Here is a 12,533-nt window from a genome sequence, read left to right on the forward strand (position 1 = left end):
AGCGTATGAACAAGCGGCACAATCGATCGCGTGCCACCGGCTTACTGCTGGGATACGCACTCGACCGAGCACTCGGCGATCCCCGTCGGTTTCACCCGGTCGCCGGTTTCGGTCGATGCGCCGCGGGGCTCGAGCGGTGGATCTACCGAGACAGCCGAGTTGCCGGTGTCGTGCACACGTCTGTTCTCGTCGGTGGCTGCGTCGGCCTCGGGGCCGCGGCGACCGAGACAGCCCGACGATGGGGCGCGGTCGGAGAGATCACTCTCGTGGCAGCGTCGACGTGGGCTGCACTCGGTGGAACATCGCTCGCGCGGACGGGAACTCGGATGGCCCGGAGCCTCGACGACGGTGACGTCGCCGCCGCGCGCGCTCTGCTGCCGTCGTTGTGTGGTCGCGACCCGAGCGTGCTCGACGAGGCGGGTCTGGCGCGGGCGTCGGTGGAATCGGTCGCGGAGAACACCTCGGACGCCACCGTCGGCGTGCTGTTCTGGGGTGCGACCGCAGGCGTGCCCGGCATTCTCGGCTATCGCGCCGTCAACACCTTGGACGCGATGATCGGATACAGGTCGCCGAGATATCGACGTTTCGGCTGGTTCGCGGCGAGACTCGACGACGTCGTCAACCTCGTACCCGCCCGGCTGACCGGTGCGCTGACCGTCCTTCTGTCGCCCGCCGTCGGTGGTCGGGCGCCCGACGCGATCCGCGCCTGGCGTCACGACGCGTCTCGCCATCCGAGCCCGAATGCGGGCGTCGCCGAAGCGACAGCGGCAGGCGCGCTCGGCGTCCGCCTCGGTGGGCGCACGGAATACGCCCACGGCGTCGAGATCCGCGCGACGCTGGGAACGGGCCGAGAGCCGACGGCGTCGGACATCGGACGGGCGGCGCGCTTGTCGACGCTCGTGCAGGGTGCCGCGACCGTCGCGTCAGCGGTTCTTGCCGTAGCGGTCGGCCAGACGCACGTCGTTCGCCGTGCGCTCGGCTGACCGTTCCTTCTCCTTCTTCGCGGCGCGACGTTCCTTGCGGGTCGGCAGCGTGAATTCCGGTTCGACAGCTGTCGACTCGGGCTCTGCCGGCTCGGAGGCGCGGTCGACGGTATCGGGCTCGGTCGGGGTGGGCGGCGTGTCGCCGACGATGTCCTGACCCTTCGCTTTTCGGCGCTCTCGCCATTCCGCTCGCACGAAATACGCGAGCCCGAGCGGTGCCATGATGCCGAACGCGAGCCACTGCAATCCGTACGAGAGGTAGGGACCCGCGTCGGTCTGCGGAAGGTCGATGAGACCGAGCCCGCCGGGCTGTCCGTCGTCGAGCTGCAGATAGCCGTCGACCGGTGAGAGACCGACGGCCTCACCGATCTGCCCCGGAGCGATGTTGTACACCTGCAGGTGCCCGGCCTCGTCGATCGGTTGTCGTGAACTACCTTCGGACACCCGAAGCCGTGCGTCGAGAGTGATCGGCCCGGTCGGCGCAGGTTCGATGGCCGGGGGAGCGGTGCCCTGGACGGGCAGCACGTACCCGCGGTTCACCAGGACGACGGGGCCGTCCTGTAGCTGGAACGGCGTGACGACCTCGTACGCGGGCTGGTCTCGGATGACCCGAAGCCGGACGAGCACGTCCTTGTCGGGAATGTACGACCCCTCGGCCACGACGCGTCGCCACTCGTCGTCCGGCGCGAACCCGTCGGCATCGAGGACCTGCGAGATCGGCACGGGATCGGCGTTCACCGACTGCTCGATCAGGTCGTTGCGGTGTGAGGTCGAGGTGTTCTTGCCGAGCTGCCAGGGCGCGAGCACGTAGAAGCACATGAAGGCGAACGCCACGACGACGACCGCCAGCGCCAACCAGCCCGGTCGCAGCAGGAATTTCAGCCTTCGCACACCACTACCGTAGCGGCTGGTCCGACGTGATCTACGACGCCTCGTCGGAGACGCGTTCGCCGGCCCATCTCACGAGACCGGGCATCGCTGCTTCGATCTGCTCGCGAACCTCGGTGAACGCGCTGTCGGACGAGTAGTACGGGTCGGCGACGGACTCCGAGTCGGCGTCGTCGTCGAACGAGCGCAGCAGTGCGATGCGGTCGGCGGGAGCGCCCAACTGCAGGAGTTGTCGCGCATGTCCCGAGTCGAGTGCGACGAGGAGGTCGGCCGCGAGATGGCCGTCGTCCACCTGCGCTGCCACGTGGTCGGCGTCGTATCCATGCGCCTCGAGCTCGGCGACGGCACGCGGATCGGCGCCCTCGCCTTCGTGCCAGCCGTCGATGCCTGCACTCGAGACTCGAACGCTCTTCTCGAGACCTGCTTCGAGCAGGAACTGGTCGAAGATCTTCTCGGCCATGGGGGAGCGGCAGATGTTGCCGGTGCAGACGAAGGCGATGTGCACGCCGGGCTTACGCAACGGTGTTGTCACCGAGCACCTTCGTCAGCTCGTCCATCGTCGTCACGGTGAACGCGGCATCGTCGTTCTCGCCGTCGATGCCGTATCCCCAGTCGACGTAGACCGCGGGGATTCCGAACCGAGCGGCACCGTGCACGTCGTGGTCACGGTCGCCGACCATGATCACACCCGGCGTTCCGCCGTCGGCGATCTCCTTCGGGATCAGACCGAGATTGCGGAGCGAGTGCGCGATGACGTCGGGCTTCGCGCGTCGGACGCCGTCGCTGCTCGCGCCGCCGATGAATTCGAAATACTTCGACAGACCGAAGTGGTCGAGGATCCGGTGCGCGAATCGCTCGGACTTCGACGTCGCGACACCCAGCCGGATGCCACGCGACTGCAGCTCCGCCAGAACCGGCTCGATGCCGTCGAACACCGAGTTCTCGGCCCAGCCCTGGGCGTCGTACCGCTCGAAGTACGCGGCGAGCGCGCGCTGAGCCACGTCCTCGGCAAGGCCCATCGTGCGGAACGAGTCGATGAGGGGCGGTCCGATCACCAGTGCCAGTTGCTTCTCGGTCGGCTCGGGTGCTCCGACGGACGCCAGAGCGTGGCGGAAACCGGCGAGAATGCCGGGCGCCGAGTCGGTCAGCGTTCCGTCCAGGTCGAACAGCACGACAGAGGCCTGCACGTTCGTCGATTCCGGGGGCTTTGTCATGACAAAACCATATCGGTGAGGCCGCCGACTACGCTCACTGGCAACGAAAGGACCGCTCGAAGTGCTCTCACGATCGCTGCTGCGCCATCACGGCGACGCCGAAGTCGGCGACGGTCTCGTCGATTTCGCGGTCAACGTCCAAGGGACGGCCCCGCCGCTGTGGCTTCGCGACCGCCTGGCCGGCAAACTCGGCGAACTCGGTGCGTATCCGTCCGCCGCGGCGGACCTGCGCGCGCGGGAGACGGTTGCCCGCAGGCACGGCCGCAGTCCCGACGAGGTGCTGTTGCTCGCCGGAGGCGCCGAAGGCTTCGCGATGCTGCCGAGGCTGCAGCCACGCTCGGCGGCCGTCGTGCATCCGTCGTTCACCGAACCCGAACTCGCGCTGCGCGAGGCCGACATCGACGTCGTACAGGTCGTCCTGCCGCCGCCGTACGTACTCGATCCGGCGCTGGTGCCGGCGTCGGCCGACATGGTCGTCGTCGGTAACCCGACCAATCCGACGTCCGTGTTGCATCGACGGGAGACCGTCCTCGCCCTGCGGCGCCCCGGGAGAGTCGTCGTCGTCGACGAAGCGTTCGCCGACGCGGTTCCGGGTGAGTCCCAGTCGCTGGCGGGTGACGCGCTGCCGGACGTGCTGGTGCTGCGCAGTTTGACCAAGACCTGGGCGCTCGCGGGCCTGCGGTGCGGCTACGTTCTCGGTCCGCCGGACCTGTTGGCGTCGCTGGCGCACGGTCGCGCGCACTGGCCGGTCGGCACCCTGCAGCTCGAAGCCATCACCGCATGCAGCGAACCGGCCGCGGTCGATCTGGCGGCGACGCAGGCGTCGAGCATCGCCGAGAATCGGGACGCGATGATCGCCCGCTTGGTCGGTCTGGGCGTCGGCGTGCACACGCCGGCGCATGCCCCGTTCCTGCTGGTCCAGGTGCCGTCGGCTGCCGACGTCCGTGAGCGGCTGCGCGCGGAGGGGGTGGCTGTGCGCCGATGCGACACGTTCCCCGGACTGCCGCCGCACCACCTGCGCGTCGCCGTCCGTGGTGCCGAGCACGTCGACGTCCTCGTCGACGCACTGAGACGCGTTCTGTAGAGAAGGAGACATCCGTGTCCGAACCCCACGTCAGCCTCGCCGACGTGATCGCCGTCCTCGACCGTGCGTATCCGCCCCGGCTCGCCGAGAGTTGGGACTCGGTCGGGCTCGTCACGGGTGATCCCGTGGACCGAGTGCGCAAGGTGGTGTTCGCTGTCGACGCCACCGCAGGCGTCGTCGACGAGGCCATCGAGTGGGGCGCCGACCTGCTGGTCGTGCATCATCCGCTGTTGATGCGCGGCGTCGACACCGTCGCGGCGAACACCCCGAAGGGTGCGCTGATCCACCGCCTCGTCAAGGCCGGATGTGCGCTGTTCACCGCGCACACGAACGCCGACTCGGCCGACCCGGGAGTTTCCGACGCCTTGGCGGACCTCCTGGGAGTCACGAGAACCCGCCCGATCGAGCCGATCGACGGACCGCGCATCGACAAGTGGGTCGTGTTCGTGCCGACCGAGCAGTCCGACGCCGTGCGCGACGCGCTGTTCGAGGCAGGCGCGGGCGCGATCGGCGACTACCGCGAGTGCAGTTGGACCGTCGCGGGGACGGGCCAGTTCCACCCCCAGGAGGGCGCGGATCCGGCGATCGGAACCGTCGGGCGCGTCGAACGGGTGGCCGAGGACCGCGTCGAGATGGTCGCGCCTGCGTCGCTGCGCGCGCAGGTGCTCGAACGGCTTCGACAGGTCCATCCCTACGAGGAGCCGGCCTTCGACATTCTCGAGCAGGTGCGGCGTCCGTCGTCGACGGGACTGGGCCGCGTCGGCACGCTCGACGAGGCCGTCACGCTGCGTGCGTTCGCCGAACGCGTACGCAGCAGGTTGCCGGAGACCGCGTGGGGAGTGCGGACGGCAGGCGACCCGGACGCCGTCGTCCGGACGGTCGCCCTGTGCGGCGGCGCGGGAGACTCGTTCCTGAGCTCGGTCGGCTCGCTCGGCGCCGACGTGTTCGTCACCGCCGACTTGCGCCATCACCCCGTCGACGAGCATCTTCGCGCCGGGGGGCCTGCGGTGATCGACGTCGCGCACTGGGCGTCGGAATGGCCGTGGTGCGCACAGGCACGTGCGATCGTCGATTCCGCTTTCTCGGGCACCGACGCGTGGGAGAGTCGAGTGAGCACGACCAGAACGGACCCGTGGACCCTCGGTGCCGCGGACACCTGACACAGTGCCGGTAGGCTTGACCGAATCTTTCTTCCATAGTCGCAGGAGCCATCACGCGTGAACGTCGATCCCCGAGTACAGGCCTCACTTCTCGAACTGGCCGCAGTGGACACCGAACTGACTCAGATCGCGCACCGTCGCACCAACCTTCCTGAGCAGGCGGAGGTCGAGAAACTCGAAGCCGAGCGCATCGCCAGGAAGGACGCGGCCGTCGCCGTCCAGATCTCGATGGACGACCTCGATCGCGACATCAAGAAGCTCGAGAACGAGGTCGACGCGGTCCGCCAGCGCGAGGACCGCGACAAGAAGCTGCTCGAGAGCGGCACGGTCGCGGCCAAGCAGATGTCCGAGATCCAGCACGAACTGACCAGTTTGGAGCGTCGTCAGAGCATCCTCGAAGAAGAGTTGCTCGAGGTCATGGAGCGGCGGGAGGCGTCGGAAAGCGACTACAACCACGCGGGCGCACAGCTGACGCAGATCGAGGAAGAGCTGATCGATGCGGGCCGACGTCGTGACGATGCCGTCGCCGACATCGACGCAGCCGAACAGCGCAGCACCGGCCGTAGGTCCGAGCTGGCTGCCACGTTCCCCGAGGACCTGCTCGCTCTGTACGAGAAGCAGCGCGCCCTGACCGGTCGCGGCGCAGCACTGCTCCAAGCCCGTCGGTGCGGTGCGTGCCGCATCGAACTCGATCGCGGTGAGATCTCGCGTATCGCGGCCAAACCCGCGGACGAACTCGTCCGGTGCTCGGAATGCAACGCAATCCTGGTGCGTACCAAGGAATCCGGTCTGTGAGTGCACCGACGCGGGTGATCGTCGAGGCCGACGGCGGTTCGCGGGGCAACCCGGGTCCCGCCGGATACGGCGCTGTCGTGTTGTCCGAGGACCGAGCCGAGGTGCTGGCAGAACGACGGCTGGCGCTCGGTGTCACCACCAACAACGTCGCCGAATATCGCGGCTTGATCGCCGGGCTGACGGCGGCTGCCGACGTCGGCGCACGTGTCGTGCAGGTCCGCATGGATTCCAAACTCGTCGTCGAGCAGATGTCGGGGCGGTGGAAGGTCAAGCACCCGGACATGATTCCGCTCAACCGGGAGGCCGCAGAACTGGTTCGCGGCTTCGACTCGGTGAGCTTCGAGTGGATTCCGCGTAACCAGAACTCGCACGCCGACCGCCTCGCCAACGAGGCGATGGATGCGGCCGACGCAGGCGAGGACCTCGCACCCGCCGAGGAAGTCGCCGAGAAGCCCGCGGCGCCCGGCTGGACCGGCGCCGTGGGTGAGCCGACGCGGATGCTCCTGCTGCGTCACGGGCAGACCCCGCTGTCGGTCGGCCGGAAATACTCCGGCAGAGGCAACCCGGCGCTCACCGAGTTGGGCGAGCGTCAGGCCGCCGCGGCCGCGGACTACCTGGCGCGGCGCGACGACATCGCAGCCGTCGTGTCGAGTCCGCTCGGTCGCGCCCAGCAGACCGCGGAAGCCTACGCCCGAAAGGCGGGGCTGCAGGTGTCCGTTCTCGACGACCTCACCGAGACCGACTTCGGCGACTGGGAAGGTCTGACCTTCCTCGAGGCCGCGGAGCGAGACCCGGACATCCACCAGCGGTGGCGCGGCGACACGTCCGTCGCTGCGCCCGGCGGCGAAAGCTTCGACGTCGTGTTCGATCGCGTCAAGGCGGCGCGGGACAAGATGATCGCGTCGTACGCGGGCTCGACGATCGTCGTGGTCAGTCACGTGACGCCGATCAAGATGCTGCTGCAGTTGGCGCTCGACGTGGGTCCGTCGATTCTGTACCGCATGCACCTCGATCTGGCATCGCTGAGCATCGCGGAGTTCTATCCCGACGGGGGAGCGTCGGTGCGTCTGGTCAACGAGACGTCATACCTGGGCTCCTAGCGAGAACCACAGCGCCGCAACCGATCCGACGATCGTCAGCGGCGTGGTGATCACACCGAGAACGGTGAACGTCCTCAGGTCGGCCGGTTCGTGGTTCGAGGCGGCCACCCGCCGCCACAGCATGATCGCGAGCGAGCCGACGTAGGTGAGGTTGGGGCCCAGGTTGACCCCGATGACCATCGCGAGCAACAGTCCGGGTGGCGCCGACGGGCCGAACGCGGCGAGAAGCATCAGCGTCGCGGGCAGGTTGTTGACGACGTTGGATGCGACTGCAGCGATGGCTGCGGTGACGAGCAGGCCGACGAAGGTCGGTTCGGTCGGCAGAATGTCGGCGAGCCACCGGCCGATGGGCCCTGCCGTCACGCCGGCGACGACGATCGCGAGCAACAGGACGAAGCCGCAGAACGTCAGGTCGGCGGCCCGCAGTACACGCGTCGGGAACGTGTACCCGTCGCGTAGCGACGGAACGGCCAGCACGAGTGCGCCCGCGGCCGCGACCCAGAACGGTTCGACGTGGAAGAAGCCGGCCACGGCGAATCCGACCAACGTGGCGCCGAGCACGATCAATGTGCCGACCGGAGCGGGGACGCGTTCGGGTGGCGGCACTGCTTCAATCCGTTTCAGATCGGATCGAAAGAACACCCAGAAGACCACGAACTCGATCAGTACCGCCGCCACCCAGGGCAACGCCATCAACGCTGCGAAGTGGACGAACGTCAGCCCGGTCGCCGAGAACGCCAGAAGATTGGTGAGGTTGGAGACGGGCAGGAGCGTCGACGCCGAATTGGACAGGTGCGCACTGGCGTAGCTGTGCGGTCTCGCGGACATGCGCAGTGCGCGGGCGGCGCCGACGACAGCGGGCGTCAGCAGCACGACGGTGGCGTCGAGACTCAGTATCGCGGTGGTGACTGCGGCCGCCGCGAACACCGATACGAGCAGGCGATGCGGACTGCCGTGTGCGCTGCGGGCCATGGCCGACGCCATCCACGTGAAGACGCCGCGCGCGTCGGCGAGATGAGCGAGAACGAGGATGAACGCCAGGAACACGACCGTCGGGAGCAGGGCGGTCACTTGCTCCGCCGCGGCCGAGACCGACACCAAGCCGAGCAGAAGCGTCAGCGCAGCCGCCGGGAGGGCGATCACGATCTCCGGAAGACCACGCGGACGAACGATGGCGAAGATCAGCACGGCCGCGACGAGTGCGGCAGCGACGACGCTCACGCGAGCATCTTGGCGAGCGTCCGCAGGTTGCGCGTCGTCGTGGTCGGCTTGAACTTGGCCTTCGCCGTGAACTTTCCGACCACGCTGTCGGTGGTGCTGCCCTTGACGACCTCCCAGTACACGACGCCGTGTCCGGCCTCGATCCGTTCGAGCGCGGGATCCAGGGTGTCGCCGATGGCCGCGAGCTCGGCGAGATGGGTGTCGTCGTTGCCGAAGATCACGTACGGATGCCAACCGTCCCGTTCGGCGTCGAACGGATAGTCGTCGACGATGCCGCGCAGCGTGGGCACGTCTAGCACGATGACCCATGCCTCGTAGCCGAAGCGGTCCGACAGCACCTTCTCCACGGACGACTTCAGTTCGGCACCTCGCATCGGGGACCGTAGGTGCACGTTGCCCGTCGCGAGGACGGTCCGTACGTCCGAGAAGCCGGCTTCCGTCAGGGCGGCTCGCAGATCCGCCATCTTGATGTTGATTCCGCCGACGTTGATTCCGCGCAGCAGAATGACGTGATCCATGACGTGAACTGTAATGACAGGACCGGAGCCGGCGGAACGACCATCCCACACTGCCGGTAGAATCTGCTCTCGCGAACGAGTCGGTTGGACGGCTGCGGCACGGAGAACTGACGGAGCGATTCCGTCAAGCTTCGCGCCGAGGAAAGTCCGGACTCCACAGAGCAGGGCGGTTGCTAACGGCAACCCGAGGTGACTCGCGGGACAGTGCCACAGAAAACAGACCGCCCACTTGCGGCGCCCTCGGGTGTCGTGCGTGGGTGAGGGTGAAACGGTGCGGTAAGAGCGCACCAGCACCTCAGGTGACTGAGGTGGCTAGGTAAACCCCGCCCGGAGCAAGGTCGAAGGCCGCACCTTCTCTAGGTGCGGCTGCGCAGGTGTTCGAGGGCTGCTCGCCCGAGCCTGCGGGTGGACTGCTCGAGGTACCCGGCGACGGTGTGCCCAGATGGATGGTCGTCGTTCCGTCCCGTTTCGGCGGGAGGGAAAACAGGATCCGGCTTACATGCCGACTCGTTCGCACTCCGTACGGCACACTGGTTGCATGAGCACAGACGACGAAGCCTGGTACTACGACGTCCGCACCAAGACCGTCTCCCAGGGCAAAGAGGCAGGCGCCTTCGACCGCATGGGACCGTACCCCGATCGGCAGACGGCCGAGCGTGCCATCGAGATAGCGGCCGAGCGCAACAAGGCGGCCGACAAGGCCGACGACGACTGGAACAACTGACCGACGTGGCTCCGATCCGACTGCCCGTCTCCACCTTCGATTTCCGAGCAATCAGATCCGAGTTCGATCTGCGAGAGGCGTTCTTCGACGACGCCATGGCCGAGGCGGCGGCGCCCGTCGATCGGTACGCGGCCGAGCGTGACGATCGCACCGACCTCGCGCTGGTGACCATCGACCCGCCAGGGTCGATGGATCTCGACCAGGCAGTCCACATCGAGAGAGTGGCGTCGGGATTCGTGGTTCATTACGCGATCGCCGACGTCGGTGCGCTCGTCGCGCCCGGCGGGGCACTGGACGCCGAGACGCGGGAGCGCGGCCAGACGTACTACTTGCCCGACGAATCGGTACCGCTGCACCCCAGGGTGCTCTCGGAAGGATCGGCGAGCTTGTTGCCGAACGAAACTCGGGCGGCCGCGTTGTGGCGCATCGAGCTGGACTCGAACGGTGAGGCGGTCGCGTGGACCGTCTCCCGAGCTCTTGTGAAGTCGGTCGCACGACTCGACTACGCCGGTGTGCAGGCGGATTTCGACGCGGGCACACCACACCCGTCGATCGCGGCGCTGGCGGAATTCGGGGCGCTGCGCGCTCAGGCGGCAGTGCTGCGTGGGTCGATCGACATCACGTTGCCCGAACAGGAGGTCGTGCGCGACGGCGATTCCTGGCGTATCGAACTGCAGGGCCGAACCGACGTCGACGCATGGAACGCCGAGGTGTCGCTGCTGACCGGGATGTGCGCGGCACGCATCATGCTCGACGCGCGGGTCGGGTTGTTGCGAACGCTTCCGCCTGCGTCGGAGGACGCGCTGGCCACCCTGCGGACCACCGCGGACACGCTCGGAATCGAGTGGCCTGCGGGTGCGTCGGCAGGCGCAGTTCTCGCGGGTCTGCCGCGTGACGCACCGGAGACCCTGGCGATGATGACCGAGGCGACCGGTCTGCTGCGGGGCGCGGACTACGCCGCCTTCGACGGGGAGTTGCCGCCCGTGACCGAGCACGCGGGAATCGGTGCGCCGTACGCGCACGTCACCGCGCCGCTGCGGAGACTGTCGGATCGGTACGCCACCGAGGTCTGTCTCGCCGTCGTAGGCGACACGGAGATTCCGGTGTGGGCACGCACGGCGTTGCCGGACCTGCCGGCCGTGATGCGTTCGTCGGATTCGACCGCGTCGAAGGTCGATCGCGCCTGCATCGACCTGACCGAGGCGACGGTGCTGGCCGGACGCGTCGGCGAGGAGTTCGGGGCGCTCGTGCTGCGGGGAGCGGACGGCAAACGCGATGCCGAAGTGTTCCTCGACGATCCCATCGTCATCGGCAAGTGCACCGGTGAGCCACCGGAGGGGGAGAAGGTGACGGTACGGCTCACCGTCGCCGACACCGACTCCCGCCGTATCCAGTTCGGATACGAATCACCGTAGCGAGGCGAACCTGTCCGTGGCCTGCACGAGGTGGTGGACGATGCCGGGCTCGCTCGCCGAGTGCCCGGCGTCGTCGACGACGATCAGTTCGGCACCGGGCCATGCCTTGTGCAGGGCGTATGCGCTCGTCGCCGGACAGACCACGTCGTACCGGCCCTGAACGATGACGCCGGGGATGCCGTCGAGCAGATGCGCGTCGTCCAACAGCTGGTTCTCCCGCAGGAATCCGCCGTTGACGAAGTAGTGGTTCTCGATGCCGGCGAACGCCGAGGCGAACCGTGGGTCCTCGTTCTCGGCGATCTGCTCCGGCCGAGGCAACAGGTAGCTCGTCGCCGCCTCCCAGGACGACCACGCGACCGCCGCTGCCGTCGCGACGTCACGATCGTCCGACGTCAGAAGCCGGTGGTAGACCTCGACCAGATCGCCGGTCCGCTCGGCCTCGGGAACCGGGGCGAGAAATCTCTCCCACTGCTCCGGGAAGAGGTGGCCTGCGCCGCCGTTGTAGTACCAGTCGATCTCACTGCGCCGCAGCAGGAAGATGCCTCGGAGAATCAGCCCGACGACGCGGTCGCGGTGGCTCTGCGCATACGCAAGCGACAGCGTCGAACCCCACGAACCACCGAACACGAGCCACCGCTCGACACCGAGATGCGTGCGCAGCGTTTCGATGTCGGCGATCAAGCGGTCGGTCGTGTTGACCGAGAGGTCCGCGCCGTCGGCGATGTGAGGCGTCGACTGTCCGCATCCCCGCTGATCGAACAGCACGATCCGGTACACCGCCGGGTCGAAGTACCGACGCTGCGCCGGACCGGTGCCGCCGCCGGGACCACCGTGCACGAAGACCACCGGGGCGCCCGACGGGTTACCGCTGGTTTCCCAGTAGATGCGTTGATTGTCGCCGACGTCGAGGTGGCCTGCGTCGTACGGTTCGATGGGCGGATACAGCTCGGTGGCGTACGTCTGCGTCACCGGTCAGAACCCGACCAGACCCGACGCGAGGTCGGGGAGGTCGAGGGAGCGCATGGCTTCGTCGCGCACCTCGGGGCAAGTGGCGATGGTGACGGTGTCGACGATCGAACGGTCCTGGATCACCTGAACGTTGATCGCGCCGCTCTGCGCCGCCCATGTCTGCACGACGATGTTCAATCCGCCGCGCCCCAGCGTCGGACCCTGGATGCGCCACTCCTGCAGTTGCTGTTCGAGGTCGGTGCACAACTGCTGGGCCTGCTGATCGGTGACGGCGGGACCGGTCGCGGCGGGGGTCGTCGTCGGCGCTGCCGAGGTGGTGGTGGTCGTCAGGGACGAGGACGAGCCCGTCGACGTCGAATCGGTGCTGCATGCGGTAGCCGCTGCAACGACGGCAGCCGCCCCCACGAGGGAGACGGCTGCCGATGCGAGCGTGTCACGTGTCGGTCGTGAGTTCATGGCACA

Annotated in this window: 14 protein-coding genes and 1 other RNA gene; 8 read left to right on the top strand and 7 right to left on the bottom strand. The window is 67.9% G+C overall.

What is annotated here, in order from left to right:
- Positions 1 to 5: 5 nt before the first annotated feature.
- Entirely contained in the window at positions 6 to 983 is a 978-nt protein-coding gene (locus tag A3K89_RS00580) for a cobalamin biosynthesis protein (RefSeq protein ID WP_068420931.1), read from the top strand.
- On the opposite strand, the gene A3K89_RS00585 is transcribed toward A3K89_RS00580, so the two are convergent.
- From A3K89_RS00585 to A3K89_RS00595, 3 genes are read right to left on the bottom strand one after another with little or no spacing between them, the layout of a single operon-like run.
- Complete coding sequence (locus A3K89_RS00585; RefSeq protein WP_068420540.1) at positions 924 to 1,874, bottom strand: SURF1 family cytochrome oxidase biogenesis protein; 951 nt, start codon at positions 1,872 to 1,874, stop codon at positions 924 to 926. The two genes, A3K89_RS00580 and A3K89_RS00585, sit on opposite strands and share 60 nt — an antisense overlap.
- A 31-nt stretch (positions 1,875 to 1,905) precedes the next feature.
- Entirely contained in the window at positions 1,906 to 2,403 is a 498-nt protein-coding gene (locus A3K89_RS00590; protein WP_302050723.1) for a low molecular weight protein-tyrosine-phosphatase, read from the bottom strand.
- Positions 2,384 to 3,085, bottom strand: a complete 702-nt coding sequence (locus A3K89_RS00595; protein WP_068420542.1) for an HAD-IA family hydrolase — start codon at positions 3,083 to 3,085, stop codon at positions 2,384 to 2,386. The genes A3K89_RS00590 and A3K89_RS00595 overlap by 20 nt, the downstream gene beginning before the upstream one ends.
- Before the next feature lie 61 nt (positions 3,086 to 3,146).
- Between A3K89_RS00595 and cobC the strand changes: the two genes are divergently transcribed.
- The 4 genes from cobC to A3K89_RS00615 are packed head-to-tail and all read left to right on the top strand — an operon-like array spanning position 3,147 to position 7,224.
- Positions 3,147 to 4,169 carry an Rv2231c family pyridoxal phosphate-dependent protein CobC gene (gene cobC / locus A3K89_RS00600; protein WP_068420543.1) on the top strand — a complete coding sequence of 341 codons (1,023 nt, stop codon included), beginning with the start codon at positions 3,147 to 3,149 and terminating at the stop codon, positions 4,167 to 4,169.
- 14 nt (positions 4,170 to 4,183) lie between these two features.
- Positions 4,184 to 5,329 carry a Nif3-like dinuclear metal center hexameric protein gene (locus A3K89_RS00605; RefSeq protein ID WP_068420545.1) on the top strand — a complete coding sequence of 382 codons (1,146 nt, stop codon included), beginning with the start codon at positions 4,184 to 4,186 and terminating at the stop codon, positions 5,327 to 5,329.
- 57 nt (positions 5,330 to 5,386) lie between these two features.
- A complete protein-coding gene (locus A3K89_RS00610; protein WP_068420546.1) occupies positions 5,387 to 6,124 on the top strand; it encodes a zinc ribbon domain-containing protein in 738 nt (245 codons plus the stop codon).
- Positions 6,121 to 7,224, top strand: a complete 1,104-nt coding sequence (locus A3K89_RS00615; protein ID WP_254303361.1) for a bifunctional RNase H/acid phosphatase — start codon at positions 6,121 to 6,123, stop codon at positions 7,222 to 7,224. The genes A3K89_RS00610 and A3K89_RS00615 overlap by 4 nt, the downstream gene beginning before the upstream one ends.
- On the opposite strand, the gene A3K89_RS00620 is transcribed toward A3K89_RS00615, so the two are convergent.
- Together A3K89_RS00620 and A3K89_RS00625 are read right to left on the bottom strand one after the other, a co-directional pair.
- Positions 7,207 to 8,445: an SLC13 family permease gene (locus A3K89_RS00620; RefSeq protein WP_068420550.1), complete on the bottom strand. Its 1,239-nt coding sequence runs from the start codon at positions 8,443 to 8,445 to the stop codon at positions 7,207 to 7,209. The two genes, A3K89_RS00615 and A3K89_RS00620, sit on opposite strands and share 18 nt — an antisense overlap.
- A complete protein-coding gene (locus A3K89_RS00625; protein WP_068420553.1) occupies positions 8,442 to 8,963 on the bottom strand; it encodes a DUF1697 domain-containing protein in 522 nt (173 codons plus the stop codon). The genes A3K89_RS00620 and A3K89_RS00625 overlap by 4 nt, the downstream gene beginning before the upstream one ends.
- A 76-nt stretch (positions 8,964 to 9,039) precedes the next feature.
- On the opposite strand from A3K89_RS00625, the gene rnpB reads away from it, so the two are divergent.
- The 3 genes from rnpB to A3K89_RS00640 all read left to right on the top strand — a co-directional run bounded on the left by rnpB (position 9,040) and on the right by A3K89_RS00640 (position 11,102).
- Positions 9,040 to 9,477, top strand: an RNA gene (gene rnpB, locus A3K89_RS00630) — RNase P RNA component class A.
- A gap of 24 nt (positions 9,478 to 9,501) precedes the next feature.
- Positions 9,502 to 9,687, top strand: coding sequence for a hypothetical protein (locus A3K89_RS00635; RefSeq protein WP_068420555.1), 186 nt, complete (start codon positions 9,502 to 9,504; stop codon positions 9,685 to 9,687).
- Positions 9,684 to 11,102: an RNB domain-containing ribonuclease gene (locus tag A3K89_RS00640; protein ID WP_371828777.1), complete on the top strand. Its 1,419-nt coding sequence runs from the start codon at positions 9,684 to 9,686 to the stop codon at positions 11,100 to 11,102. The genes A3K89_RS00635 and A3K89_RS00640 overlap by 4 nt, the downstream gene beginning before the upstream one ends.
- Here A3K89_RS00640 and pip read toward each other — a convergent pair.
- Both pip and A3K89_RS00650 read right to left on the bottom strand, forming a co-directional pair.
- Complete coding sequence (gene pip / locus A3K89_RS00645; RefSeq protein ID WP_068420559.1) at positions 11,094 to 12,071, bottom strand: prolyl aminopeptidase; 978 nt, start codon at positions 12,069 to 12,071, stop codon at positions 11,094 to 11,096. The two genes, A3K89_RS00640 and pip, sit on opposite strands and share 9 nt — an antisense overlap.
- Before the next feature lie 3 nt (positions 12,072 to 12,074).
- Positions 12,075 to 12,527, bottom strand: coding sequence for a hypothetical protein (locus A3K89_RS00650; RefSeq protein WP_068420561.1), 453 nt, complete (start codon positions 12,525 to 12,527; stop codon positions 12,075 to 12,077).
- Positions 12,528 to 12,533: the final 6 nt, after the last annotated feature.

This window comes from Rhodococcoides kyotonense, assembly GCF_001645385.1.
GTDB lineage: Bacteria > Actinomycetota > Actinomycetes > Mycobacteriales > Mycobacteriaceae > Rhodococcoides > Rhodococcoides kyotonensis_B.